Annotated in this window: 32 protein-coding genes and 1 other RNA gene; 20 read left to right on the top strand and 13 right to left on the bottom strand. The window is 63.7% G+C overall.

Features of this window, described 5'->3' with window-relative positions:
• Window position 1: 1 nt before the first annotated feature.
• A complete protein-coding gene (locus FJV83_RS32320; RefSeq protein WP_095789904.1) occupies window positions 2-1,042 on the top strand; it encodes a tetratricopeptide repeat protein in 1,041 nt (346 codons plus the stop codon).
• Between the two features lie 14 nt (window positions 1,043-1,056).
• On the opposite strand, the gene FJV83_RS32315 is transcribed toward FJV83_RS32320, so the two are convergent.
• The gene (locus FJV83_RS32315; protein ID WP_142887469.1) at window positions 1,057-2,073 is read right to left on the bottom strand and encodes an NAD(P)-dependent alcohol dehydrogenase; all 1,017 of its coding nucleotides are present in this window, start codon (window positions 2,071-2,073) and stop codon (window positions 1,057-1,059) included.
• 106 nt (window positions 2,074-2,179) lie between these two features.
• On the opposite strand from FJV83_RS32315, the gene FJV83_RS32310 reads away from it, so the two are divergent.
• The 7 genes from FJV83_RS32310 (at window position 2,180) to FJV83_RS32280 (ending at window position 8,165) form a co-directional block, all read left to right on the top strand.
• Window positions 2,180-3,037: a LysR family transcriptional regulator gene (locus tag FJV83_RS32310; protein ID WP_142886825.1), complete on the top strand. Its 858-nt coding sequence runs from the start codon at window positions 2,180-2,182 to the stop codon at window positions 3,035-3,037.
• 115 nt (window positions 3,038-3,152) lie between these two features.
• The gene (gene efp, locus FJV83_RS32305; protein WP_032932086.1) at window positions 3,153-3,719 is read left to right on the top strand and encodes an elongation factor P; all 567 of its coding nucleotides are present in this window, start codon (window positions 3,153-3,155) and stop codon (window positions 3,717-3,719) included.
• Between the two features lie 24 nt (window positions 3,720-3,743).
• A complete protein-coding gene (locus FJV83_RS32300; protein ID WP_095789907.1) occupies window positions 3,744-4,544 on the top strand; it encodes an inositol monophosphatase family protein in 801 nt (266 codons plus the stop codon).
• Between the two features lie 101 nt (window positions 4,545-4,645).
• Window positions 4,646-5,332 carry a hemolysin III family protein gene (locus FJV83_RS32295; protein ID WP_095772039.1) on the top strand — a complete coding sequence of 229 codons (687 nt, stop codon included), beginning with the start codon at window positions 4,646-4,648 and terminating at the stop codon, window positions 5,330-5,332.
• Window positions 5,333-5,435: 103 nt separating this feature from the next.
• Window positions 5,436-6,461: a MotA/TolQ/ExbB proton channel family protein gene (locus tag FJV83_RS32290; RefSeq protein WP_142876990.1), complete on the top strand. Its 1,026-nt coding sequence runs from the start codon at window positions 5,436-5,438 to the stop codon at window positions 6,459-6,461.
• 1 nt (window position 6,462) lies between these two features.
• The gene (locus FJV83_RS32285) at window positions 6,463-7,491 is read left to right on the top strand and encodes a peptidoglycan -binding protein (RefSeq protein ID WP_095772037.1); all 1,029 of its coding nucleotides are present in this window, start codon (window positions 6,463-6,465) and stop codon (window positions 7,489-7,491) included.
• A 248-nt stretch (window positions 7,492-7,739) separates the two neighbouring features.
• The gene (locus FJV83_RS32280) at window positions 7,740-8,165 is read left to right on the top strand and encodes a hypothetical protein (protein WP_142886824.1); all 426 of its coding nucleotides are present in this window, start codon (window positions 7,740-7,742) and stop codon (window positions 8,163-8,165) included.
• 92 nt (window positions 8,166-8,257) lie between these two features.
• Here the strand turns inward: FJV83_RS32280 and FJV83_RS32275 are convergent, their stop codons facing one another.
• Window positions 8,258-8,611, bottom strand: coding sequence for a DUF1304 domain-containing protein (locus tag FJV83_RS32275; RefSeq protein WP_095789910.1), 354 nt, complete (start codon window positions 8,609-8,611; stop codon window positions 8,258-8,260).
• A gap of 141 nt (window positions 8,612-8,752) precedes the next feature.
• Here FJV83_RS32275 and FJV83_RS32270 point away from each other — a divergent pair, with 141 nt between their 5' ends.
• Complete coding sequence (locus tag FJV83_RS32270) at window positions 8,753-10,240, top strand: carboxypeptidase M32 (protein WP_142886823.1); 1,488 nt, start codon at window positions 8,753-8,755, stop codon at window positions 10,238-10,240.
• 36 nt (window positions 10,241-10,276) lie between these two features.
• Here the strand turns inward: FJV83_RS32270 and FJV83_RS32265 are convergent, their stop codons facing one another.
• The gene (locus FJV83_RS32265) at window positions 10,277-12,079 is read right to left on the bottom strand and encodes an ABC transporter transmembrane domain-containing protein (protein WP_142886822.1); all 1,803 of its coding nucleotides are present in this window, start codon (window positions 12,077-12,079) and stop codon (window positions 10,277-10,279) included.
• Between the two features lie 203 nt (window positions 12,080-12,282).
• Here FJV83_RS32265 and rpmE point away from each other — a divergent pair, with 203 nt between their 5' ends.
• Window positions 12,283-12,504, top strand: a complete 222-nt coding sequence (gene rpmE / locus FJV83_RS32260; RefSeq protein WP_010912060.1) for a 50S ribosomal protein L31 — start codon at window positions 12,283-12,285, stop codon at window positions 12,502-12,504.
• Window positions 12,505-12,742: 238 nt separating this feature from the next.
• Here rpmE and FJV83_RS32255 read toward each other — a convergent pair whose 3' ends face one another.
• Window positions 12,743-13,372, bottom strand: coding sequence for a TetR/AcrR family transcriptional regulator (locus tag FJV83_RS32255; RefSeq protein WP_142886821.1), 630 nt, complete (start codon window positions 13,370-13,372; stop codon window positions 12,743-12,745).
• A 125-nt stretch (window positions 13,373-13,497) separates the two neighbouring features.
• Between FJV83_RS32255 and FJV83_RS32250 the strand changes: the two genes are divergently transcribed.
• Together FJV83_RS32250 and FJV83_RS32245 are read left to right on the top strand one after the other, a co-directional pair.
• On the top strand, window positions 13,498-14,325 hold the full coding sequence (locus FJV83_RS32250) for an NAD(P)H-binding protein (RefSeq protein WP_142886820.1): 828 nt from the start codon (window positions 13,498-13,500) through the stop codon (window positions 14,323-14,325).
• Window position 14,326: 1 nt separating this feature from the next.
• Window positions 14,327-14,803: a DUF1772 domain-containing protein gene (locus FJV83_RS32245; protein WP_142886819.1), complete on the top strand. Its 477-nt coding sequence runs from the start codon at window positions 14,327-14,329 to the stop codon at window positions 14,801-14,803.
• 33 nt (window positions 14,804-14,836) lie between these two features.
• On the opposite strand, the gene FJV83_RS32240 is transcribed toward FJV83_RS32245, so the two are convergent.
• The 3 genes from FJV83_RS32240 to FJV83_RS32230 form a co-directional block, all read right to left on the bottom strand.
• Window positions 14,837-15,148 carry a SelT/SelW/SelH family protein gene (locus FJV83_RS32240; protein ID WP_095772029.1) on the bottom strand — a complete coding sequence of 104 codons (312 nt, stop codon included), beginning with the start codon at window positions 15,146-15,148 and terminating at the stop codon, window positions 14,837-14,839.
• The gene (locus FJV83_RS32235; RefSeq protein WP_095772028.1) at window positions 15,148-15,897 is read right to left on the bottom strand and encodes a YebC/PmpR family DNA-binding transcriptional regulator; all 750 of its coding nucleotides are present in this window, start codon (window positions 15,895-15,897) and stop codon (window positions 15,148-15,150) included. Before FJV83_RS32235 ends, FJV83_RS32240 begins: the two co-directional genes overlap by 1 nt.
• Window positions 15,898-16,110: 213 nt before the next feature.
• Window positions 16,111-16,434 carry a helix-turn-helix domain-containing protein gene (locus FJV83_RS32230; protein ID WP_095793464.1) on the bottom strand — a complete coding sequence of 108 codons (324 nt, stop codon included), beginning with the start codon at window positions 16,432-16,434 and terminating at the stop codon, window positions 16,111-16,113.
• A 51-nt stretch (window positions 16,435-16,485) separates the two neighbouring features.
• Between FJV83_RS32230 and FJV83_RS32225 the strand changes: the two genes are divergently transcribed.
• The 4 genes from FJV83_RS32225 to FJV83_RS32210 are packed head-to-tail and all read left to right on the top strand — an operon-like array spanning window position 16,486 to window position 18,280.
• Window positions 16,486-16,968 (top strand): SRPBCC domain-containing protein, encoded by a 483-nt coding sequence (locus FJV83_RS32225; protein ID WP_095772027.1) that lies wholly within the window; start codon window positions 16,486-16,488, stop codon window positions 16,966-16,968.
• A 21-nt stretch (window positions 16,969-16,989) separates the two neighbouring features.
• Window positions 16,990-17,382, top strand: a complete 393-nt coding sequence (locus FJV83_RS32220; RefSeq protein WP_095772026.1) for a VOC family protein — start codon at window positions 16,990-16,992, stop codon at window positions 17,380-17,382.
• 41 nt (window positions 17,383-17,423) lie between these two features.
• Window positions 17,424-17,786 carry a hypothetical protein gene (locus tag FJV83_RS32215; protein ID WP_095789915.1) on the top strand — a complete coding sequence of 121 codons (363 nt, stop codon included), beginning with the start codon at window positions 17,424-17,426 and terminating at the stop codon, window positions 17,784-17,786.
• Window positions 17,787-17,812: 26 nt separating this feature from the next.
• The gene (locus FJV83_RS32210) at window positions 17,813-18,280 is read left to right on the top strand and encodes an SRPBCC family protein (protein ID WP_095789950.1); all 468 of its coding nucleotides are present in this window, start codon (window positions 17,813-17,815) and stop codon (window positions 18,278-18,280) included.
• 19 nt (window positions 18,281-18,299) lie between these two features.
• Here FJV83_RS32210 and FJV83_RS32205 read toward each other — a convergent pair whose 3' ends face one another.
• From FJV83_RS32205 to ssrS, 4 genes are all read right to left on the bottom strand, one after another.
• Window positions 18,300-19,067: a TerC family protein gene (locus FJV83_RS32205; RefSeq protein ID WP_095772024.1), complete on the bottom strand. Its 768-nt coding sequence runs from the start codon at window positions 19,065-19,067 to the stop codon at window positions 18,300-18,302.
• 78 nt (window positions 19,068-19,145) lie between these two features.
• The gene (locus FJV83_RS32200; RefSeq protein WP_095772023.1) at window positions 19,146-19,970 is read right to left on the bottom strand and encodes a YmdB family metallophosphoesterase; all 825 of its coding nucleotides are present in this window, start codon (window positions 19,968-19,970) and stop codon (window positions 19,146-19,148) included.
• 70 nt (window positions 19,971-20,040) lie between these two features.
• On the bottom strand, window positions 20,041-20,628 hold the full coding sequence (locus tag FJV83_RS32195; protein ID WP_142886818.1) for a 5-formyltetrahydrofolate cyclo-ligase: 588 nt from the start codon (window positions 20,626-20,628) through the stop codon (window positions 20,041-20,043).
• 97 nt (window positions 20,629-20,725) lie between these two features.
• Window positions 20,726-20,881, bottom strand: a non-coding RNA gene (ssrS, locus tag FJV83_RS32190) — 6S RNA.
• Between the two features lie 136 nt (window positions 20,882-21,017).
• Here ssrS and FJV83_RS32185 point away from each other — a divergent pair.
• From FJV83_RS32185 to msrB, 4 genes are all read left to right on the top strand, one after another.
• Entirely contained in the window at window positions 21,018-21,857 is an 840-nt protein-coding gene (locus FJV83_RS32185; protein ID WP_142886817.1) for a MoxR family ATPase, read from the top strand.
• Between the two features lie 91 nt (window positions 21,858-21,948).
• Window positions 21,949-22,395 (top strand): GNAT family N-acetyltransferase, encoded by a 447-nt coding sequence (locus tag FJV83_RS32180; RefSeq protein ID WP_095789917.1) that lies wholly within the window; start codon window positions 21,949-21,951, stop codon window positions 22,393-22,395.
• Between the two features lie 7 nt (window positions 22,396-22,402).
• Window positions 22,403-23,593, top strand: a complete 1,191-nt coding sequence (locus FJV83_RS32175; RefSeq protein WP_095793465.1) for a VWA domain-containing protein — start codon at window positions 22,403-22,405, stop codon at window positions 23,591-23,593.
• 222 nt (window positions 23,594-23,815) lie between these two features.
• Window positions 23,816-24,220, top strand: a complete 405-nt coding sequence (gene msrB, locus FJV83_RS32170; RefSeq protein ID WP_095772018.1) for a peptide-methionine (R)-S-oxide reductase MsrB — start codon at window positions 23,816-23,818, stop codon at window positions 24,218-24,220.
• Between the two features lie 54 nt (window positions 24,221-24,274).
• On the opposite strand, the gene FJV83_RS32165 is transcribed toward msrB, so the two are convergent.
• Window positions 24,275-24,571: a hypothetical protein gene (locus FJV83_RS32165; protein ID WP_095772017.1), complete on the bottom strand. Its 297-nt coding sequence runs from the start codon at window positions 24,569-24,571 to the stop codon at window positions 24,275-24,277.
• A 10-nt stretch (window positions 24,572-24,581) separates the two neighbouring features.
• Entirely contained in the window at window positions 24,582-25,022 is a 441-nt protein-coding gene (locus FJV83_RS32160) for a hypothetical protein (protein ID WP_095772016.1), read from the bottom strand.
• Between the last annotated feature and the right edge of the window lie 18 nt (window positions 25,023-25,040).

Raw genomic sequence — 25,040 nt, 5'->3', positions numbered from 1 at the left:
TGTGACTTCGGTAAGGCTTCCCCTTCAGGCCTTGCTTGCAGCGGTCATGATCCAGGCCGCCGCCGCCGAACCCATACCCCAGCCACAGCCCAAGCCTGAAACCGGCCTGCACACCGACAAGCCGATCGAAAAGCAGCTGCCGCAGCCCGCCACCACGGCGGAGCCGGCACCGCTGCCCTCAGTTGACAGCATCAATCCCGACCGCTTCGGCGCCAAGCCGGCGGATGCGGCCTATGGCGCCTTCCAGCGCGGGCTCTACAAAACGGCCTATAACCTGGCGCTGACCCGCGCCCAGAATGGCGACCCGGCGGCGCAGACATTGGTGGCCGAGATCCTGTCGCGCGGGCTCGGCGTGCCGCTGAATGCGGCGGAAGCCTCGAAATGGTATGCGCTTGCCGCCGAACAGGGTGTGCCTGAGGCGCAGTTCCAGTATGCGCTGATGCTGCTCGACGGCCGTTACGTCAAGAAGGACCCGAAAGAGGCCTACGCCCTGATGCAGGCTGCCGCCGAAGCCGGCAACCAGCTGGCGCAGTTCAATTTCGCGCAGATGCTGGTTCAGCAGGATCCCGGCGATGCGGGCCTGGCCAAGGCGGTTTCCTATTATGAGCGCGCCGCCGCGACCGGCCTCGCCGACGCGCAATACGCCATGTCCCAGATCTATGCCAATGGCGTCGGCGGCAAGCCGCGCGACGACGCGCAGGCAAGACGCTTCCTCGCCCAGGCCGCGCGGCAGAACTACGACACCGCGCAGATCGATCTCGCCGCCTGGATGATCGAGGGCCGCGGCGGTGTCCGCGACCTGAAATCGGCTTTCGGCTGGACAAAGCAGGCAGCCGAGGGCGGCAACGTCGCCGCGCGGAACCGGCTGGCAAAACTCTACATGCAAGGCATCGGTACCGACCCGGACCTGGTGCTCGCCGGCGCCTGGTACATCGCCGCCCGCCGCGCCGGTCTGATCGACCCCGACATGGATGATTTCCTGCAAGGACTGAGCGACGACCAGACCAAACAGGCCCTGCAGAAGGCGAATCGTTTGCCGTGACGGCGGTTGGTGGATCATTGCGTGTGATCGAGGACGCCCTTGCCGAAGGGCGAGGCGTGTTCGAGGTACCGGAAGGCTGCCGCCGCGTCCTTCCAGGCAAATACCTTCTCGATCACGGGTCTTATCCGGTTGACTGTCAGGCCTCGGTTCATTGCCTCGAAGGATTCGCGTGAGCCCACGGGTATGCCGCGCGCCTTGACCTGGCGGCGGAAGATGTCGAGGGGATTGATGGACCCTTCGTTGCCGCCGAGATAGCCGATGACGTTGATCTGGGCGCCACGCGCCGAAGCCTTCAGCGACTGGGTGAAGCTTTGCGGCCCGCCGACCTCGATAATATGGTCCGCGCCGCCGCCTCCGGTCAGCGCCAGCACGGCTGACGACCAATCGGGATTGTCGCGATAGTTGATGCCGTCATGCGCGCCAAGCGCCTTTGCCAGCGTGAGCTTGTCGTCGCTGCTTGACGTGACGATGACCCGTGCGCCGGCTGCCGCGGCGAACTGCACGGCAAACAACGAGACGCCGCCAGTGCCCAGGCTCAGCACCGTCTCGCCCGGTTTCAACTGGCCTTCGGTGAACAACGCATGCCAGGCAGTGACCGCGGCGCAAGGCAATGTCGCCGCCTCGACATCACTTAGATGTGGCGGCGCCAGCACGGCCGCCTGTTCGTCCAGCCGCGCGAACTCGCTGAGCAAACCGTCGATGGGGCCGCCACGCTGATAGGACGGCTCGGCCATGGCAAAACTGCCGCCGACCCAGCGCTGCCAGAACGTGCTGCAAACGCGGTCGCCGACCTTGAAACGGGTCACTTCGGCGCCAACCGCGACCACTTCGCCCACACCGTCCGAAAGCGGTATCAGCGGCAGCGCAAAGGCGGTGTGGTAGCTGCCACGGGCGATCTCCACATCGCGGTAGTTGAGCGCTGTTGCCTTGACCTTGATGATCATCTCCTGGCGGCCCGGTTCTGGCATCGGCCGCTCGACCAGTCTGAGATTGTCGATGCCGCCGGGGGCCTGCAATTCGATTGCCTTCATTGTCTTCCCTTTCCTTTTGAAAGTCCGTCGAAAGGAAAATCGCTTGCCAGCACCTTGATTTCAAATTCATAATAATCAGAATGATTATGCGTTTGAGGACCAAAGGATGCTGGAAGAATTGCGCACGCTTGTCCTCTTTGCCGAGGAAGGCTCGATCCAGAATGTGGCCCGCCGCCTGCCTTTGACGCAGCCGGCCGTCACCCGGCAGATGCAGCGGCTGGAGGATATGCTCGCGACAACGCTTCTCGATCGCCGGCAGAAGCCGCCGCGGCTGACTGCGGCGGGATTGGAGGTGCTGGCGCGGGCAAAGGACATACTGGCTTCGGTCGAAGCTCTGAAAGCGTTCGCCGCCGACGCCGAGCCGCAGGGCGTGCTGCGTGTCGGCCTGGCGCATGGCTTGTCCGATGCAAGCGTTGCGGGCGCTGTCGCCGGCGCCGCCGCTGCGTTCCCAAAGATATCGTTGCGGCTCAAGACCGGTTGGAGCGCTGAGCTGGTCGAGCAGTTCGAACGCGGTCAACTCGATATGGCGATCGTTCTGCGACCTGCCGGTCATCAAGGCCCGGACGCGCTTGGCACCGAACGTCTTTGCATCATAGCGCAAGCCGGCGCCCATCTCGCGGACGCTCGGACCAGCATGCCCTGGGTTCTCAGCCCCGAGCCTTGCGACGCGCGTCAGACGCTCCTCTCCAGTTTGGGCGGTGAACGGCATCCGCTCATTGTGGCGGCGGAAATTCAGGATCCGGCGATGCAGGTGGAATGGGTGCGTCGGGGACACGGCCTCGGCCTCATGCCGTTGCGGCTCGCGACGCGTGGCCTTCCCGACGGCCTCGCGCTTGTCGATCTCGAAGGTGTCGACCTTTCATTGCAGGTCGTGGCATTGCGCTCGCCACATCTCAACCGGCTGGCGAAGGTCGTTGAGGCCATTGCAAAGACCGTCGGCGAAGCCATCAAGATCGAGGCTTGATGCCGACTGACCGGCTGGGGCCGATCGGCGTCCCTTGCCTCTCCGGACGATTTGTGGTCTTGGGAGCCCCTAAATCGCTAGTCCCGGCGAAAATCTCATTCCGGATCACCCCATCATGGCCAAGATCAATGGCAACGAAATCCGTCCCGGCTACGTCATCGAGCATGATGGCGGCCTGTGGGTGGCGGTCAGGACCAACACCGTCAAGCCCGGCAAGGGCGGCGCCTACAACCAGGTCGAACTGAAGAACCTCATCAACGGCACCAAGCTCAACGAGCGCTTCCGCTCGGCCGAGACGGTCGAACAGATCCGCCTCGACCTGAAGGATTTTTCCTTTCTCTACGAGCAGGACGACGCGCTGGTGTTCATGGACACCCAAAGCTACGAACAGCTCGAACTGAACAAGGATTTCGTCGGCGACCGCGCCGCGTTCCTGCAGGACGGCATGATGGTGACTGTCCAGCTCTATGAGGAGAGGCCGATCGGCATTTCGCTGCCCGATCAGGTGACCCTGACCATCACCGAGGCCGACCCGGTGGTGAAGGGCCAGACGGCTGCATCCTCCTACAAGCCGGCGGTGCTGGAGAACGGCATTCGCGTGCTGGTGCCGCCCTTCATCGGCGCCGGCGAACGCATCATCGTCGACACCAACGAAATCACTTACGTGCGCCGCGCCGACTGACGCGCTGCAGCAGGAAGACATACGATGGCACGCTCAGCCCTTCTCAACGTCATGGTCCAGGCCGCAATGAAGGCCGGCCGCTCGCTGTCGCGCGACTTCGGCGAGGTCCAGAACCTGCAGGTCTCGTTGAAGGGACCCGGCGATTATGTCAGCCAGGCCGACCGCAAGGCCGAGGACATCATCTTTGCCGAATTGTCGAAGGCGCGTCCGGGCTACGGTTTCCTGATGGAAGAGCGCGGTGCGGTGGAAGGCGAAGACAGCCAGCACCGCTGGATCGTCGATCCACTCGACGGCACCACCAATTTCCTGCACGGCATTCCGCTTTTCGCCGTCTCGATCGCGTTGGAGCGCCAGGGCCAGATCGTAGCTGGAGTCATCTACAACCCGGCCATGGACGAGCTCTACACGACCGAGCGCGGTGGCGGCGCATTCATGAACGACCGCCGGCTGCGCGTGGCCGGCCGCACGAAGCTGGTTGACACGGTGATCGGCTGCGGCATGCCGCATCTGGGACGCGGCCACCACGGCAATTTCCTCGTGGAATTGCGCAACGTCATGGCCGAGGTCTCGGGCGTGCGCCGTCTCGGTTCCGCCGCGCTCGATCTCGCTTATGTCGCTGCCGGCCGCATGGACGGTTTCTGGGAAACCGGCCTGTCGGCCTGGGACATCGCCGCCGGCCTGCTCCTGATCCGCGAAGCCGGCGGTTTCGTCTCGGACATGGATGGCGGGCAGGACATGCTGGACAACGGCTCCGTCGTTGCCGGCAACGAGGTCATCCAGCGTGCGCTGCTGAAGACGGTGAAAAAGCCCCTGGCACCCCGCTGAAGCCCTCCCGCCGCGCTGAACGGCCGCGGTCGCAAAACCGCCACCTGAGCTTGAAATACTGTCCGGCGGTTGCCCAGATATGGGGTGATGCAGGACGATCGATGACCAACATCCCGCCGCAAATCGAAATCCCCTTTGTCGGGCGCTGGCACTACTCCCGCGCGGAGATGATCGCCGACGGCATTGTCCATGCTGTCGGCATCGTGCTGGCGATCGCGGCCGGCTCGGCGTTGCTGGCGCTGGCGGCGTTTCGCGTCGGACCTGGCGAGTACATCGCCGCCGCCTTCTATGTCGTTTCGCTGCTGACCGTGCTCTCGGTGTCGCTGGCCTACAATCTGTGGCCGGTGACGTCGCCGGCCAAATGGGTTCTGCGGCGCTTCGATCACGCCGCGATCTATCTTCTCATCGCCGCCACCTACACGCCTTTTCTGGCCCAGCTCGACGCGTCGCCGCTGGCCCGCTGGATGATCGTGCTGGTCTGGATCGCGGCGGCGACGGGCATCGCCATCAAGGTGGGCTTTCCCGGCCGTTTTGACCGGCTGGCGATCGTCTTCTATCTCGCCATCGGCTGGAGCGGCATCGTCCTGGTCAAGCCGCTTGTCGCGACGCTGCCGACGACGTCGATCGTGCTCATCGTTGCCGGTGGCGTCGTCTATTCCTGCGGCGTCATCTTCTTCGCCTGGAAGGGTCTGCGCTTTCACAACGCCTTGTGGCACGGCTTCGTCGTCACCGGCGCAGGCCTGCATCTGGCGGCCATGGTCGACTGTCTGGTGATAAACCGTTTCTGATCCGCTCGTGGCAATATTGCCAAGCGCCATTCAATTTGGTCACAATTGCGTTTAGAGTCGCGAACGACGTGATCGGCGGCAGCGGCAGCGAAACGGGGCACGGATGGCTTTTCTCAGATCCTTCGGCATGGGCAAGCGCTCCGACGTACTGATCTACGATCCGCATAAACTGTCGAGTCCGCAGGTGTTCCTGCTGACCATGGTCATCTTCCTGGCCATCGTCGCCTTCATTGCCGCTATCCTGACGCGACAGATCTCGACGGCTTTCGTCACCAATCCCGGGCTCAACGGTCTTATCATCGGCGTGCTGGCGGTCGGCATCCTGCTTGCCTTCGCCCAGGTCGGGCGGCTGTTTCGCGAAGTGCGCTGGCTCAACTCCTTCCGCGCCGGTTCGGAGACCACCGAGCCGGTGCTGCTGGCGCCGATGAAAGCCATGATCGGCCGCTCCTCGACCATGGCATTCTCGACCTCCTCGATGCGCACCATGCTCGATTCCATCGCCACGCGCCTCGACGAAAGCCGCGACACCTCGCGCTACCTGGTCGGCCTCCTGGTGTTCCTCGGCCTGCTCGGCACCTTCTGGGGCCTGCTGAACACGATAGGCTCGATTCGCGAAACCATCGAAGCGCTCGATCCCGGCAGCGGCGACGCCGCCGCCGTGCTGGATTCGCTGAAGCAAGGGCTTGCAGCGCCTCTGGCCGGCATGGGTACGGCCTTCTCGTCCTCGCTGTTCGGCCTCTCCGGCTCGCTCGTGCTCGGCTTCCTCGACCTGCAGGCGGGCCGCGCCCAGACGCGCTTCTACACCGAGCTTGAGAACTGGCTGTCCTCGGTCACCGATCTCTCCTCCGACATCGTCGTCTCCGATCAGGCCAAGAGCGAACCATCCGACGAAATCCGTCTGCTGTCGGAGCGCCTGCGCAGCATGCAGGAGAATGGCGGCGGCTCCAATCCGCGCGTCGCCACCGCCATGGCCAATCTCGCCGACGGCATTTCCGGCCTGGTCAAGAACATGCGTTCGGAACAACAGATCATGCGTGACTGGGTCGAGGCCCAGTCCGACGAGCAGAAGGCGATGCGCAACACGCTGGAGAAGATCGCCGACGCGCTGAAGAAGCAAGGGGTCCACTGACGTGGCGCTAGCAAGACGGCGCGCCGACCGCCGCATCGACTACTGGCCGGGCTTCGTCGACGCGCTGTCGACGCTGCTGCTCGCCATCATGTTCCTGCTCACCGTCTTCGTGCTGGCCCAGTTCCTGCTCGGCCGCGAGATTTCCGGCAAGGACACGGTGCTCAACCGCCTCAACTCGCAGATCAACGAACTGACACAACTTCTGGCGCTGGAGCGCTCGACAGCGCAGGACAAGGAGGACTCGCTCGCCAACCTGCAGGCGTCGCTGTCGGCGGCCGAGGCCGAGAAGAGCCGGCTCGAACAGTTGCTGGCGCAAGGCGCCGGCGCCGGCGACCAGGCCAACCAGCGCGCCGCGGCGCTTTCGGGCGAACTCGACAGCCAGCGCCAGATCAGCCAGCAGGCGCTGAGCCAGGTCGAGATCCTCAACCAGCAGATCGCCGCGCTGCGCAAGCAGATCGGCGCGCTTGAAGACGCCCTCAACGTGTCCGAAGCCCGCGACCGCGATTCCAACACCAAGATCGCCGATCTCGGCCGCCGGCTGAACGTCGCCCTGGCGCAGCGCGTGCAGGAATTGAACCGCTACCGCTCCGACTTCTTCGGACGCCTGCGCGAGATCCTCGCCGACCGCGAGAATATCCGCATCGTCGGCGACCGCTTCGTCTTCCAGTCGGAAGTGTTGTTCCCGACCGGCTCCGAGGTGATCAACGATGCCGGCAAGGTCGAGATGAAGAAGCTCGCCGACGCCATCATCGAGTTGCAGAAGGAAATCCCGCCCGAGATCAACTGGGTGCTGCGCGTCGACGGCCATACCGACAACAAGCCGCTCTCCGGCACCGGCCGCTACCGCGACAATTGGGAATTGTCGACGGCGCGTTCGACCTCGGTGGTCAAGTTCCTGATCGAGAACGGCGTGCCGGCCAACCGTCTGGTCGCCGCCGGCTTCGGTGAGTTCCAGCCGCTCGACCCCGCCGACACCGACGAAGCGCGCAACAAAAACCGCCGCATTGAACTGAAGCTCACCGAACGTTGATTTCTCATCACGCGAACTCACGCGAATTTGTTCGCCGGCTCAACTCTAGGGCGCAGAGTGTAGCCGGCAAGGCCTGAAAAGATTATCTTTTTTTAATTACACTTCGCGCCGGAGCGCTCCTAGCTTGCCGCTCAGGGCCGAGAACCGCCGGCGATGCCTCCCATCGCGACGCGACGGAACTGGACGACCCAAACGGTCGGAAGGCGAGGCGGCGCGACCGCCCCCTTCCCAGCAGGAGGAAGCGCCCCATGCGCACATCAACACCTCTCAAGACGGCAACGCTTGCCACGGTTCTCATTGTCGCCCCGCTCGCCGGCGCCTATGCCGCAGGCCATCACAAGGGCGCTCTCGAGGCGACGGACCCGACAGACATGACCGGCCCGCGTGTCGAGGCTCTCATCGAACAGGCTCAGGGCATCCGCCACGGCATAGTCGACGCCAGGCAGGCCAACAACATCACCCCGGCGGTGGCGGAGCGCCTGGAAATGCGCACCGCCCGCATCAGGCAGGCGGCCGAAAAGATAGCCGCGTCCGATCACGGCAGGATACCGGCAGCGCAATACCATGACCTGCTGCGCCGCCTCGACAATGTCGACCAGCGGCTGTGGGTCGATACCGGCAGCGGTTTCCTGATGGGTGACGGCGCCGACGGCGGAGCCTATCCGAACGGCTGAGGCCTCCGGCAAGGTCCAAGAGGAAGGGACCACCTGGCGCCTTCGGGACCCCAATCCCGCGGGCGTCCTTTTTCCTCACCAGCCCGGCCTGCCTACCAACCGAGCCAGACCGCGATCAGCGCGACCACCGCCGGCACGGTCTGGATGAACAGGATCTTGCGGCCGGCCGTTGCCGCGCCGTAAAGGCCGGCAATGGCCACGCACAACAGGAAGAAGACCTTGACCTGAAAACCGGCGGCGCCGAGATACAGCCCCCAGATCAGGCCTGCGGCGAGAAATCCGTTGTAGAGGCCCTGATTGGCGGCGAGCACCTTCGACGCCCTGGCGAATTCCGGCGTCAGGCGGAATGTCTTGTGCCCGCGCGGCGTGTCCCACAGCACCATCTCGAGATAGACGATGTAGACATGGATCAAGGCCGCCAGGCCGACCAGGATGTTGCCGATCATTTGCTCCCCCTTCATGCGTTGCCGGCAGCATTTCATGTGTGGCATCGCCTGCGCAAGATGCATCCGCCGGAGGGCATCCGAGGGTTGCCAACGCTTTTGCGTTGGTGTCTTTTCGCGCCGTCCTCAATCACGGAAGCCGCCATGTCCTTTCAGAAACTCGACGACCTCGGCCACAAGCTCGAAGCGCTTGAGCATGCGCTGGCCATCCTCGGCGCTGACGAAGCCACGCATATGGCCGTCGGCGGCGGCGAGAAGCGCGCCGAGGCGATGGCGGCACTGGCCGGCATGTACCACAGCAGGGCGACCGCTCCGGAAATCGCCGATTGGATCGCCACCGCCGAAGGCGAGGCGCTCGACGACCAGCAGCGTGCGGCGCTCGGCGAACTGCGGCGGCAATACACCAACCTGACCTGCCTGCCGGTCGAATTCGTCGAACGCCAGACGACGGCGCGCATGCGTTGCGAGCAGCTGTGGCGCGACCTGCGCGCCAAGAACGATTGGGCGGGTTTCCAGCCGGCGCTCGAGGGCGTGGTGGCGCTGGTGCGCGAAGAGGCGGCCCTGCGTTCCGACGTGCTCGGCCTCGCCCCTTACGATGCGCTGATGGAGCAATTCGATCCCGGCAACCGTACCGCCGACATCACCCCCGTCTTCGCCGACCTGAAAGCCTTCCTCAAGGGATTCGTGCCGGAGGCGCTGGCGATCCAGGAGGCGCGGCTGCGCAAGCATCCGCTGAGGCCGCTCTCAGGCACCTACGCGATCGACAAGCAGCGCGAGCTTGGCCTTGCCATGATGGCGGCCGTCGGTTTCGACCTGACGCACGGCTCGCTGTCGGTATCGCACCATCCCTTCTGCGGCGGCGTGCCCAGCGATGTGCGCATCACCACCCGTTACAAGACATCGGATTTCCTGTCGGCGCTGATGGGCGTGCTGCACGAGACCGGCCATGCGCTCTATGAACAGAACCTGCCGAAGGCGTGGTCGCACTGGCCGCTCGGCAAGGCGCGCGGCATGGCCGTGCATGAAAGCCAGAGCCTGTTCGTCGAAAAGCAGATCGGCCGCAATCCCGCCTTCTGGCGCTGGGCGCTACCGGTGGTGGAAAAGCATCTCGGCGAGGCCTGGTCGCTCGACGATCTCCTGCCGCATGTGCATCGCGTCGAGCGCGGCCTGATCCGCGTCGATGCCGACGAGGTGACCTATCCCCTGCATGTCATCGTGCGCTACGAGCTGGAGCAGGAGCTGGTCTCGGGCAGGCTGGAGGTTGCCGATTTGCCCGAAGCCTGGGACGCCAAGATGCGCGACTATCTCGGCCTCTCCACGTTGGACAATCCGGCCGACGGGCCGATGCAGGACGTGCACTGGCCGGGTGCCGCCTTCGGCTACTTCCCGTCCTACACGCTGGGCGCGATGATGGCGGCGCAGCAATGGGCCGCGCTGACGCGCGAACATCCTTCCGCAGATGACGACCTGGCGAAAGGGAATTTCACGGATATCAATGACTGGCGCCGCAAGAAGATATGGTCGCAGGGCTCGCGCTGGTCGACGCCGGACCTGCTCGAACGCGCCACCGGCGAAAAGCTCAACGCCGTGTATTTCGTCGATCACCTGCGCAAACGGTATGGAACCGCGTGAAGCCATCGAGGGAACCGACAGGGCAGAAGCGCCTGTCTACTCCGCCGCCCCTCTGAAGGCGCTGGCGCCGGTCTCGAACTGCAGCTTGGCAAGCCTGGCATAGATGCCGCCCTTGGCGACCAGGCTCTGATGCGTGCCTTCCTCGACGATGCGGCCGCCATCCATGACCAGGATCCTGTCGGCCTTCAGCACCGTTGCCAGCCGGTGGGCGATGACGATGGTGGTGCGGCCTTGCATCAGCCGCTCCAGCGCCGTCTGCACCAGTGTCTCGCTTTCGGCATCCAGCGCCGAGGTGGCTTCGTCGAGCAGCAGGATCGGCGCGTCGCGCAGGATGGCGCGGGCGATCGCCACGCGCTGGCGCTGGCCGCCGGACAGCGTCACGCCGCGTTCGCCGACCTGGCTGTCATAGCCGTTCTCGAGCTTGAGGATGAATTCGTCGGCCAGCGCGTCCTTCGCCGCCGCCTCGATCTCGGCATTGCCTGCGCCCGGCCGGCCGAAGCCGATATTGTCGCGCGCGCTCGCCGCGAAGATGGTGACGTCCTGCGGCACGATGGCTATGCGTTCGCGCACCGAACCCGGATCGGCTTCGCGCACATCGACGCCATCGATCATGATCTTGCCGGTTTCGGGATCGTAGAAGCGCAGGATCAACGAAAAGACCGTGCTCTTGCCCGCCCCCGAAGGGCCGACGATGGCCACTGTCTCGCCGGGCATGACCTGGAAACTCAGGCCGTGGACGGCGGCCCGGTCGGGCCGCGCCGGATAGGAGAAGGAGACGTCGTCGAAGACGATCGCGCCCTTGGCGACCGCCGGCAGCGGCTTCGGCTCGGCCGGCGCCTGGATCGCCGGCTTTTCGGCCAGGATCTCGGTCAGCCGCTCGGCCGCGCCCGCTGCCTGGGCAAGTTCGCCCCAGACCTCCGACAGCGCGCCGAGCGCGCCTGCGGCGAACACCGAATAGAGCAGGAACTGGCCAAGCGTGCCCGGCGACAGCGTGCCTTCGAGCACGTCGCGCGATCCGAACCACAGCACCGCCACGACGGAGGAAAAGATCATGAAGATGGCGAAGAAGGTGAGGAAGGAGCGAGCGAAGATCGAGGCGCGCGCCGCCTCGAAGGCGGCCTCCACGGCGGACGAAAAGCGACCGGTGACCAGTCTTTCGTTGGTGAAAGCCTGCAGCGTCCGCACCGCGCCGATCTGCTCGCTGGCATAGGCGGTCGCATTAGCCAGCGTGTCTTGCGCCAGCCGCGACTTGCGACGCACCGAGCGCCCAAAGGCGACCAGCGGCAAGACGATGACGGGGATGGCCGCGATGACCAGGCCGGACAGTTTCGGGCTGGTGAAGACCATCATTGCCACGGCGCCGAGGCCGAGGATGACGTTGCGCAGCGCAACCGAGGCGGTCGCCCCCACGGCCGACTTGACCTGCGTCGTATCGGCCGCGAGCCGCGATACGATCTCTCCCGACTGTGATGTATCGAAGAAGGATGGCGAGAGGGTCGTCACATGGCTGAACACGTCATTGCGGATGTCGGCGACAACACGTTCGCCGAGCGTGATGACGAAATAGTAGCGGCAGGCCGACGCCGCCGCCAGCACGGCGGCCATCACCACCAGCATGCCGAAATATTCGGCGATGAAGCTGGAATCCGATGCCGAAAAGCCGTGGTCGATCATGCGCCGCACCGCCAGCGGCAGGGCCAGTGTCGTCGCCGCCGCGACCGTCAGCGAGATCACGGCGCCGATGACCAGTTTCCGGTAGCGGCCGAGGTAGGGGAACAGGCGCCTGAGCGGCTTGAGCGAGCGCCGACGCTCGTCCGCATCGCCACTGATGTCCGCCATGACCGTTTTCCTCTGGCCCTTTTCGTGCGCGCCATCAATATGCGTTTGACGCGGCCTTGTGATTCAATTTCGGCTGATGTATAGGCTCGCCGACCGTTTTAGAAGCCGTGGCTCCTCAATAGCTACGGCTTCGAGTTTTAAAAAGAGGCGCATCGACGCAGGCTCATGCCCGTCAGCCGCGCCGGCAAGCCAGGAACCGAACCATGAAGAGCGCTATTCATCCCGACTACCACACCATCAAGGTCGTCATGACCGACGGCACCGAATACACGACCCGTTCGACCTGGGGCAAGGAAGGCGATACGATGAACCTCGATATCGACCCGACCACCCACCCGGCCTGGACCGGCGGCCAGCAGACCCTGCTCGACCGCGGCGGCCGCCTCTCCAAGTTCAAGAAGCGTTTCGAAGGTTTCGGCCTCTAAGCCACTTCGGCATTGTCGCAGATCAAAAAACCCGCCCTTGTGGCGGGTTTTTTGTTGCGATGAGGTGACGCGCCTCGAGCTGGCGCCCACCCCTACCTCCCCCTTGTGGGGAACTCGGACCGAGGTCCGGGTGGGGGTCTGGCGCCGGCCCCACCCTGCTGCTTCGCAGCGGCTTGCCGGGGCGAGCCACGGGGCTTGCCCTTCCTTCGACCCCACAAAGGGAGGGGTTGGAGGCATTCTACCCGTCCAACAACTCCCGCAGCGCCATGCGCTTGTAGGCGGCGACCAGCCTGTCGCCCTCCTGCCGCTCGACCGAGATGGCCAGCCGTACCGCGGCCTCGCCCATTTGCCAGACGAGAAGCGCCGTGGTTTCCAGGGCGAGGGGGTCGGCGCCGGGACGCAAGCGCTTCAGCACCGCCACGAGGAACTCCGCATTGGCCCGGCTGTCGGCGAGTTCGAGCTGCCGCAGCGCCTTGTCGGCCTGCGTGCCCGACCAGATGTCGCGCATCACCGGCTCGGCCAGGAACAGCCCGTAGTAGATATCGACCAGCTCCGAAAACGCCCGTCGCAGGCCTTCGGCGTCGCCGACATCGGCGAGTGCCGCCGAGATACAGGCCTGGCTTTCGGCAGTGTAGCGCTCGGCCAGTGCCCAGATGATCGCCCGCTTGTCGGGGAAGAACTGGTAGAGCGAGCCGATCGACACCCCTGCCCGTTCCGCGACCTCGCCCATGCGCATGGCGTCGCTGCCTTGCTCGGTGATCAGCGCCGAGGCCGCGGCCAGCATGCGCTCCACCCGCTCGCGGCTGCGCTGCTGGCTTGGCGCCCGCCGTGGCGAAGCGATCTGCTCGTTGGCCGGCGTGCCTTCCATGGACTGTCTCCAACAATGCATTCGGCACAATCGCCGAGAAAATGGCTTGACTGATAAAATACGAGGGTTTATCACGTTTTGCAAATATGAGGATTACTCATGTTTTCAAACAGAGGAAAACCACCATGACCGACACCAAACCAATTCTGATCCTCGGCGGCACCGGCAAGACCGGCCGCCGTCTTGCCGAGCGGCTGACGGCGCGCGGCATTCCGGTACGCATCGGCTCGCGTTCCGGCACGCCGCGCTTCGACTGGGAGGCGCCCGCAAGCTGGGCTCCGGCACTCAAGGACGTCAGCGCGGTCTATATCAGCTACTATCCCGACATCGCCGTGCCGGGCGCCGCCGAAGTGATCGATGCCTTCGCCCGCCTTGCCGAGGAGCATGGCGTTCGACGTCTGGTGCTGTTGTCGGGCCGCGGCGAGCACGAGGCGCAGCGCGCCGAAGAGATGCTGCAGGCTTCCGGGGCCGACTGGACGATCCTGCGCTGCGCATGGTTCTCGCAGAACTTCAGCGAAGGCTTTCTCGTCGAGCCGTTGCTGGCGGGCGAAGTGGCCCTGCCGGTCGGACCTGTCGGCGAACCCTTTGTCGATGTCGACGACATCGCTGACGCCGCCAAAGCGGTGCTGACCGGGCCCGGTCATGTCGGCCAGCTCTATGAGCTGACGGGGCCGCGGCTGTTGAGCTTCGCCGACGCGGTCGCCGAAATTGCCAAGGCAGCCGGACGTGACATCCGCTTTGTCAGAATTTCGCATGACGAGTTCACGGCCGCTATCGCGTCGCATGAACTGCCACCCGAAATCGTCTGGCTGCTCGATGAGCTGTTCACCCAAGTGCTCGACGGCCGCAACGAGATGCTCACTGACGGCGTCCAGCGCGTGCTCGGCCGTGCACCGAAAGACTTTTCCGCCTACGCAACCGAAACCGCCGCTAGCCGAATCTGGAGTAACTGAGATGAGCAAGCTTGTTCCCACCCTCACCATCATCGCCGCAATCGGCTCGGGCGTCGTCGGCGGCGTCTTCTTCGCCTTTTCCAATTTCGTCATGGCAGCCCTTGCCCGGCTGCCCGTCCCGCAAGGCATCGCCGCGATGAATTCGATCAACGTCACGGTGATCACCCCAAGCTTCATGACCGCTCTTTTCGGCACCGGCCTCATCTGCCTCGTGCTGATTGCCGCCGTTCTTCTGGACTGGAGCCAATCAGGCTCATACTGGCTGCTTGCCGGCGCCGTGATCTATTTCATCGGCAATCCGATCGTGACCATGGTCTTCAACGTGCCGCTCAACGACGCACTCGCCGCCGTCGATCCTGCGAGCGCCAACGGCGCCGCCGTATGGGCGAACCATCTGAGCCAGTGGGTAATGTGGAACCACGTCCGCACCGTCACCGCCATCGTGGCGATGGCCTGCTTCATCATGGCTTTGATCTGAAGACAGCAGCCCGCGAATGCAAAAGACCCCGCCTCAGGCGGGGTCTGTCTTCTTGTGCGTTTTGCGGTCGGCATGGCCCAGGTCGCGGTCCGGATCGATTACGTCGCGGACCAGCTGCTTGAGTTTTGCCGCGTCCGGAAAGCCGCCGTCGCGCTTGCGGTCCCAGATGAGCACGTCGTTGCAGGAAATGGTGAAGACGCCGCCGGTGCCGGGCACAAGCGTCACTTCGCCAAGGTCGGTGCCGAAGGTGGAGAGCAGCTCCTGCGCCATCCAGCCGGCGCGCAGCAGCCACTGGCACTGCGTGCAATAGGTGATGCGGATGGCGGGCAGCGGCGTCTCGCTCATCACGCCGCGCTGAGCTTGGCCAAGGTCTCGTCGTCGACTTCGAAGTTGGCGTAGACGCTTTGCACGTCATCGTCGTCCTCGAGCGTGGCGACCAGCTTCATCAGCGACTGTGCCCGCTCCTCGTCGACCGGAACATTGTTCTGCGGCCGCCAGATCAGCTTCACCGATTCCGCTTCGCCGAGCGAGGCTTCCAGTGCCTTCGACACCTCGCCGAGATTCTCGAAGGCGCAATAGATCGTGTGGCCTTCCTCGTCGGTTTCGACGTCGTCGGCGCCGGCTTCGATCGCCGCTTCCATGACCTTGTCGGCACTGCCGGCCGATGCCGGATAATAGATCTCACCGACACGGTCCCACATGAAGGACACCGAGCCGGTTTCGCCCATCGCGCCGCCGGCCTTGGTGAAGGCGGCGCGCACATTCGACGCCGAGCGGTTGCGGTTGTCGGTCAACGCCTCGACGATGACGGCGACGCCGCCTGGGCCATAGCCCTCATAGCGCACGGCCTCGTAGTTTTCGGCATCGCCCATCGACGCCTTGTTGATGGCGCGCTGGATGTTGTCCTTCGGCATCGACACTGCCTTGGCGTTCTGGATCGCCAGCCGCAGGCGTGGATTCATCGATGGGTCGGGCGTGCCGCTCTTGGCGGCCACGGTGATTTCGCGCGCCAGCTTGGAAAACATTTTCGACCGCACCGCGTCCTGACGGCCCTTGCGGTGCATGATGTTCTTGAACTGTGAATGGCCAGCCATGGCACCCCTGTCGTGTTCGGCTAGAGCGTTCTGCAGCGAGATGCATTACCTCGCCTGTTGCAAAATGCTCGAATTCAAAATTTCAGAACGTCCTTGATGCGTCCGGAGGACGTACGGCGCTCTTTGTCGGAATGGCCGGCTTATAGATAAATCGGCTCAATTCGTCCAGCCGCACCGCGCGCGTGGCGTAACCGGACAGGCTGCTGCAAACGCTTACGCCTCCAGATCGGACTTCAGCCGGTCGATGATGCTGAGCGCATGGCCGGCATACTGGCTGATCCAGCGATCGTGGATCTGCTTGATCGGCAGTGCGTTGAGATGGTTCCAGCGCTCGCGTCCATCGCGGCGCGCAACGATCAGCTTCGCCTCCTCCAGCACCTTCAGGTGCAGCATGACGGTGCAGCGGTCGATATCGGGAAAGGCATCGCACAGCATGCCGGTGGTCTTCGGCTCGTCCTTCAGCCGATCGAGCATTTCGCGCCGGCGCGGGTGCGCCAGCGCCTTGAAAACATTGTCATCTTGCGATCGACTTGACATGTTATGTTTATATAACATATTGTTGAACCTTTCAAGGATGGAGCTGTGGATATGTCTCTTGGATTCCGCGTTTCCGGCCGCATCGGCAAACCGGCCGCCGAAGTTTTCGACGCCGTCGTCAACCCCAAGAAGCTCAGCGGCTATTTCACCACCATCGGCGGCGCCAGCGCACCGCTGCAAACCGGCACGAGCGTCGTCTGGTGGGGCAAGGTGCCGGTCGAGGTCGACGAGGTGGTCAAGGACAGCCGTATCGTGCTGCGCTGGGACGCCACCGACGCGGACGGCAAGCCGGCCTACAAGACGCGCATCGAGATGAATTTCGAACCGCTGGACGATGGCGGCACCCTCGTCACCATCGCCGAAAGCGGTTGGCAGGAAGGCGCAGTCGGCCTGAAGAAATCCTACCTCAACTGCGAGGGCTGGTCGCAGATGCTGGCCTGCATGAAGGCCTATGTCGAATACGGCATCAATCTGCGCGACGGCTATTACCGCAGCGAGATGAAGGGCGAGCCCGCCAACGAGACCAATGTTTGAGCAGGGAAACGGAGGCCAGCGATGACGATAGTAACGCCGTTCCTGATGTTCGAGGGCAAGGCCGAGGAGGCGATGGCCCTCTATTGCGACACCATTCCCGGCAGCAGCATCCTCGACATCACGCGCTATGGTGCCGGTGAGGATGGCCCTGAAGGGACGCTGAAGCTGGCGCGCGCTTCCATCGCCGGCCGGGACGTCATGGTCTTCAACAGCCCCGTACACCACGCCTTCGGCTTCACGCCGTCGGTCTCGTTCTACGTCGACTGTTCCTCCTTGGAGGAACTGGACCGCATTGTCGACGCACTGGCAAAGGAGGGCGGATTCCTGATGCCACCCGACAATTATGGTTTCAGCCGCCGCTTCGCCTGGTTGAACGACAGGTTTGGTGTCTCATGGCAGGTCAACCTGGCCTGACCGAACATGGCCGACCCAAGCGCAGCGCAATGGAGACAGCAATGACGACGAAAATCACCGGCGGCATCAACATAGCCATGAAGGTGCCACCGCATCAGTATGAGGCGACGATCGCCTTCTACCGCGACATCGTCGGCCTGAAGCCGTTCACCGCCAAGGCGCCGGCGGTCGGCTTCGAGCTCGGACCCAACCGCCTGTGGATCGACGAGGCGCCGATGTTGAGCCAGGCCGAGGTCTGGCTGGAACTGTTCACCGAAGATTTTTTCACCGCTGCCGCACACTTCGCCGAGGCCGGCATCGTGCGTTGCGATGCCATCGAGCCCTTGGGCGAAGGCTTTCGCGGCGGCTGGATCACCAACCCGGCCAGCATCGTTCACATGCTGCGCGAGCCCGACGCCTGGTGAGCGCCACGACCAGAAAGGAGACCGCCATGGAGATCCGTGAAACCCCGACAGCCGAAGCCGGCATGCTGATCCGACGGCCCGTCGCCGAGGTGTTCGAGGCCATCGTCGACCCGGCTATCACCACCAAATTCTGGTTCACCCATGGCAGCGGCCGGCTGGACAGCGGCAAGGAGGTCCGCTGGGAGTGGCGCATGTATGGCGTCTCGACGACCGCCAAGGTCAGCGAGATCGTCAGGAATGAAAGGATCGTCATGCAATGGAGCGATCCGCCGACAACGGTGGTCTGGACGTTCACCGAAATGCCTGGCGATGCGACCTTTCTCGAGGTCCGCAACTTCGGTTTCGCTGGCACGCCCGACGAACAGGTCAAGGAAGCGATCGGCTCGACCGGTGGCTTCACGCTCGTGCTGGCCGGCGCGAAGGCCTGGCTGGAACAGGGCCTGACGCTAGGCCTGATCGGCGACCGCCACCCGGAGGGTGCGCCGGGGCGTTAGATGCCCAGCACCCCGATACTCAATGCCCGTCGCCGGGCTTCGCTTTCCTGCGCCGCCGCGCCAGCATGTTGAGCCCCTCGACCAGCGCCGAGAAACCCATCGCCGCGTAGATGTAGCCCTTGGGCACATGGTAACCCATGCCGTCGGCGATCAGCGTCATGCCGATCATCAACAGGAAGCCCAGGGCCAGCATGACGATGCTGGGGTTCTTGGCGATGAAGTTGGCCAGCGGACCCGCCGCCAGCATCATCACGCTGACGGCCACGATCACGGCGATGTACATGATGGCGATCTCGTCGGTCATGCCGACCGCGGTGATGATGGAATCGATCGAAAAGACGAGGTCGAGCAGCAGGATCTGGAAGATCGCGCCGGCAAGCGAGATCTTGAGCGTCTCACCCATCATCGTGTCCTTGTGGTCGTCGGGATCGACCGTGTGATGGATCTCCTTGGTCGCCTTCCACACCAGGAACAGGCCGCCGGCGATCAGGATCAGGTCGCGCCAGGAAAAGCCGTGGCCGAGGGCGGTGAAGACCGGCGTCGTCAGCTGGACGATGACCGAGATGGTGGCCAGAAGCACCAGCCGCATGACCAGCGCCGCCGAAATGCCGAGCCGGCGGGCACGGGCCCGCTGCGCTTCCGGCAGCTTGTTGGTCAGGATCGAGATGAAGATCAGATTGTCGATGCCGAGCACGATCTCGAGCACCACCAGCGTCAGCAAGGCGACCCATGCGGTTGGATCGGAAACGAATTGAAAATGCGGCGCAAGAAATTCGATAAGCTGCATGGAGGTCGTTGTCCCCTCTGTTAACGATCTGAAGCAGATGTCGTCGGCAGTTAGGTACCGCGCGCGCCTATATCAATGTCATGACCAGAAGGACGGAGTCGTTTCTTCCAGTCGCGGCCCGCGACGAAACGGCGCGATCCTCTCGGTCAGTCCGGTACGATCGGAAATATTGACACCGACCCCGCACAAGGTCGCCGGGCCGGTCGCCGCCTCGAAGCGCCCCTTCGGCACTTTCGACAGGAACCGGTTGAGCGGTTCCTCCTTGTCCATGCCGAGCGAGGAATCATAGTCGCCGCACATGCCGGCATCCGACAGATAGCCGGTGCCGCCATTGAGGATCTGGTGGTCGGCGGTCGGCTGGTGGGTGTGGGTGCCGACGACCAGGCTGGCGCGGCCGTCAACGAAATGCGCAAAGCACATCTTTTCCGAGGTCGCCTCGGCGTGGAAGTCGATCACCACCGCATCCGCCTGCTCGCCGAGCGGGCAGGCGGCAAGCTCGCGTTCGCCAGCCTGGAACGGATCGTCGAGCTCGGGATGCATGAACACCCGGCCCATGATGTTGGCGACCAGCACGCGCGCGCCGCTTCTGGCGATGTAGACGCCGGAGCCGCGCCCGGGCGTGCCTTTGGGAAAATTCGACGGACGCAGGAAGCGTTCTTCGCGCGGCGCGAAGGCCAGCGCATCGCGCTGGTCCCAGACATGGTTGCCGGTGGTGACGACATCGGCGCCGGCCGCGATCGTCTCGCGAAAGATCTCTTCGGTGATGCCGAAGCCACCCGCGGCATTCTCGCCATTGACGATGACGAAATCGAGTTTGAAGTCCGAGATCAGGCCGGGCAGTTGTTCCCACACCGCCGTGCGTCCCGTTTTTCCGACCATGTCACCGAGGAAGAGAAGTCTCATATGATCCCGCACCGAGAGTCAGCGAAGCAAAAGCTGCATGACATCCGCGAAACGATCATGCCTCCATTATCTACAATTTTGGCGTGAAGCGGCGCAACCCGCTCTCGGTGAGTATTTCCGGGATGATCACGTCATGGTTCTCGTCCGGAACCTGCGCCACCTCCTGGCAGTCGAAGGCGATACCGATCAGCCGGGGCGAATGCCCCTTGTCGACGAGCTTCGCGATCGCGCGGTCATAATAGCCGGCGCCATAGCCGATGCGGTGGCCGCGCGCGTCGAAGGCGGCAAGCGGTACCAGCATCACCTCGGGGTCAAGCACCTCGGCTTCTTCATGGGGTCCGATCGTGCCAAAGCCCATGTCGACCATCGGCGCGCCGCGCACCAGTTCGCGAAAGACGATCGTGGTCTTGTCGAGAATGGCAGGCAGGCAAAGCCTGGCGCCCTTTTCGCGCAAGGCGAACATCAAGGGCCTGACGTCGACTTCCGAACGCATCGGCCAGAAGCCGGAGACGATCTTGCCGGGCTCAATGGCGAGATGATCGCGCGCCGTCTCGGCCATTTCGAGCGCCATTTCCACCCGCCAGAATTCGTCGAGCGCGTCGCGGCGTCCAAGCGCCTGGAGTCGCAGCTGTTTCTTCTGGTCTTTGAGAGATGTCATGCGCGGACGATAGAAAAGGCCGGATCGGGATGGCGTGTTGGGAGCGACGTTTTCCACCGCATCATCCACCGAAATGCGTGGATACAGGGGCAAGAAGTGACGATCCACACAACCGGTGGAGAGAGCGATCCCGGGAACCTACAAAGTAGGTGGGCGCCGTGTGAGAAAACCCACGGGTCTTCCCAGGGACAGCTCCCTAAGGATCGTTAAGGCCCCGGGGAAAATGTTCTCCTGCCGGGAAGCACAGACCGTCCTCCCCAATATAGGCCGCTCATCGGTCAAGCGCCAGTGACGCAGCCGGTCTCGGCTGCTTTATTCGCCGCCGGCATCGCACCCTTGCACAGGCCGGGCGGCGTCCTTACGGTCGCGGGGTGAACCAAGGAGCAAAAATGCGTTTCGAAGGCACGGCGGCCTATGTTGCCGACAAGGATCTGATGGTGGCCGTCAACGCGGCGATCGCGCTGGAGCGGCCCTTGCTGGTCAAGGGCGAGCCCGGCACCGGCAAGACCGAGCTTGCCCACCAGGTGGCGGCGGCACTTGGCCTCGATCTCATCGAATGGCATGTCAAATCGACGACGCGAGCCCAGCAAGGCCTTTACGAGTATGACGCCGTGTCGCGGCTGCGCGACAGCCAGCTCGGCGACGCCAGGTTCAACGACATCAAGAACTACATCAAGCGCGGCAAGCTCTGGGAGGCGTTCGCGGCCGGCAAGAAGGTCGTGCTTTTGATCGACGAGATCGACAAGGCCGACATCGAATTCCCCAACGACCTGCTGCAGGAACTCGACCGGATGGAGTTCTTTGTCTACGAGACCGGCGAGACCATCCGCGCTGCTATCAGACCGATCGTCATCATCACCTCCAACAATGAGAAGGAACTGCCGGACGCCTTCCTGCGCCGCTGCTTCTTCCACTACATCCGCTTTCCCGACGTCGACACCCTGCACAGGATCGTCGACGTCCACTATCCCGGCATCAAGCAGAATCTGGTGCGCGCGGCCCTCACCCAGTTCTACGAGATCCGCGAGGTACCGGGCCTGAAGAAAAAACCATCGACGTCCGAGGCGCTCGACTGGATCCGCCTGCTGGTCGCCGACGACATCGCGCCCGAGGATTTGCGCGCCGACCCGAAGAACGCATTGCCCAAGCTGCATGGCGCGCTGCTGAAGAACGAACAGGACGTGCATCTGTTCGAGCGGCTGGCTTTCATGGCCAGAAGGCAGCAATAGGGCCGCAGCAATAGCGCTTTCCCTTCCGTGGACCGTTGCCGCCGGCCGGACGGGAAGGCAGCTTCGGCCGCAATCTTTCGCAGGAGATGAAATGTCTGAGATTATTGTCCGCCCGCTCGCGCAGTCCGACCACGCCGACTGGAAGCGCCTGTGGACCGACTACCTGACCTTCTATGAAACCAGGCTGCCGGAAGAGGTCTATGCCGTCACCTGGAAGCGGCTGTTCACGGCAGGCGAATTCGAGCCGAAGGGTTTTATCGCCACGCTCGACGGCAAGGCCGTCGGCCTCACCCACTATCTCTACCATCGCTCGGGCTGGTCCGAGAAAAACAACTGCTATCTGCAGGATCTGTTCGCCGACCCGGACGTGCGCGGCAAGGGCATCGGTGCCGCGCTGATCAATGCCGTAAAGCAGGAAGCGGCAAAGATCGGCGTCAAGAACGTCTACTGGATGACGCACGAAACCAACACCACGGCGCGCAAGCTCTACGACCACGTGGCGCGCCGCACCGGCTTCATCGAGTATGATCTGCTATAAATAGAAAATGTTCATCCCTTTCTTCCTCGAACTGAAGGCTGCACGCGTTCCCGTCTCGCTCCGGGAATATCTGTCGCTGCTGGAGGGGCTGGAAGCCGGGCTGGTCGACTACGATGTCGAGGGTTTTTACTACCTGGCCCGCGCCGCCTTGGTGAAGGATGAGCGCCACATCGACCGCTTCGACCAGGTGTTCGCGCATGTCTTCAAGGGCATCGAGGCGCTGGGCGGACCGGATGCGGTCGATGTCGCCAATATTCCCGAGGAATGGCTGCGCCGGCTTGCCGAAAAGCACCTGACCGAGGAGGAGAAAAAGCTGGTCGAGGCGCTCGGCGGCTTCGAAAGGCTGATGGAGACCCTGAAGCAAAGGCTCGAGGAGCAAAAAGGCCGCCACCAGGGCGGCTCGAAATGGATCGGCACCGGCGGCACCTCGCCCTTCGGCGCCTATGGCTACAATCCCGAAGGCGTGCGCATCGGCCAGCACGAAAGCCGCAACCGCCGCGCGGTGAAGGTCTGGGACAAGCGCGAGTTCCGCAATTTCGACGATGCCGTCGAGCTCGGCACCCGCAACATCAAGATCGCGCTGAAACGCCTGCGCCGCTGGGTGCGCGAGGGTGCCGAGGAGGAATTCGACCTGCCCGGCACCATCCACGCCACCGCCGAACATGGCTATCTCGACGTGCAGACGCGGCCCGAGCGGCGCAACGCGGTGAAGCTTTTGATGTTCTTCGATGTCGGCGGCTCAATGGACGACCACATCAAGAGCGTCGAGGAGCTGTTTTCAGCGGCCCGCGCCGAATTCCGCCAGCTCGAATATTTCTACTTTCACAACTGCCTCTACGAGGGCGTGTGGAAGGACAACCGGCGCCGCCATGCGGAGGTGATGCCGACCTTCGACCTCCTCCACAAATACGGGCCGGACTATAAGGTGATCGTCGTCGGCGACGCCTCGATGAGCCCTTACGAGATCGCCCACCCCGGTGGGTCAGTGGAGCACTGGAATCCGGAGGCCGGCGCCGTCTGGCTCGGCCGCCTGCTGCGGCAATGGCCGAACGCGGTATGGCTCAACCCCGAGAGCGAAAAGAACTGGGGCTATACCCATTCGATCGCCATGATCCGCGACATCTTCGGCGGCCGCATGTTCCCGCTGACGCTGGCCGGACTCGAAAGCGCGACGAAGCAGCTTTCCAGAAAGCATTAGTTCAAGACGTGCGGGACTATCGCTCCAGGGATCACCAATCGTGGAAGTTGGCGCTGCCCCTCACCGTCCTGCCGGCGAGGGGCGGCGCCGACGCCTGAAAAAGGCCAAAGGGGCGAATTCGACTTTGGAATGTCAGGCACTGGGCAGGTCTGTAACAAACGCCTATCTTCAGGCGAATATAGCTTGCAACCAAGAACGAGCCGCCAAGGCTGAGGAGATCAAATGGACACCCAAACCTACCCCGTCACCCGCACCGATGCCGAATGGCGCGCCCGGCTGACGCCGGAGCAATATGCGGTCATGCGCAATCACGGCACCGAGCGGCCGGGCAGCTGCGCCTTGCTCTACGAGAAGCGCGCCGGCACATTTTCCTGCGTCGGCTGCGACCAGTCGCTGTTCGAATCCAAGCTGAAGTTCGAGAGCGGCACCGGCTGGCCGAGCTTCAACGACCCGGTGCCCGGCTCGATCGAGACCACTGTCGACCGCAGCTACGGCATGGTCCGCACCGAGTGCCATTGCTCGCGCTGCGGCAGCCATCTTGGCCACGTCTTCGAGGATGGCCCGCCGCCGACCGGCCTGCGCTACTGCATCAATGGCGTGGCGCTGAAATTCGAACCGGCGGCTTGATGCCTCGGAAAAGACTTCGCAAAGGGCGGCTTCAGCCGCCCTTTTTCGTTTGGCTCATGCCACGACCGTCGCGATCAGCCAGAGCGCCGCACCCAGCATCATCAGCTGCGCCTTCAGGCCGCCGCCCTTCTCCACCGTCCGCCAGACGGCGATGGTGAGGAAGATATTGTAGGGAACGGGGAGGAAATGCACCACCAGCACCAGCCAGAGCGGCAGCTTCAATCCAAGCAGGATCAGCGCCAGCGCCGAAGAGAGGATGCTCAAGATCGTCCCGACGAGCAGCATGTCGCGCCAGAACAGCCGGTCGAGCGGCGCTTCACCCCTCCAGCGCGTACGGAAAAAGTCCGTCATCGCCGACGCGTCACCCCTGCCCCAGAACGTCGGTCACGGCCTCTTCGAAGCGTGTGCACTCCCTCACCAGCCAGTCGGTCATGGCCGGCCAGTTGTCTTCGGCGTAGCAGTTCACCCGCCACACCGAGTTGATGCCGAGACCCTGGCAACTCTGTTCGGGCTTGAGCTTCAGCCTGGCCTCGATCGCCGGCTGGAAAGGCTTCAGCCGCGACCAGGACTCCGTGGCGCCGAACTTTTCGTTGCGCCCGAAGAAGACGCCGACTTGGTTCTGCGCCGGCGCGACATACATCGAAAGCACCAAAGCGAAATCCGGCAGCCCGCGCTGCCAGAACCACGGCCCCCGCCTTGCAAGCGTGGCTCTTTCTTGCGGATGCCGCTCGGCGAACAGTGCCCAGAAGCCGCGATGGCGGAACTCCGAGGCACGGCGGCCACCGAAGTCGAATTCGTTCATGGCCGGCTGCCCCGCTGC

The organism is Mesorhizobium sp. WSM4307, from assembly GCF_007003945.1.
Classification (GTDB): Bacteria; Pseudomonadota; Alphaproteobacteria; order Rhizobiales; family Rhizobiaceae; genus Mesorhizobium.
This window is presented reverse-complemented; position numbering and strand designations above follow the sequence as displayed.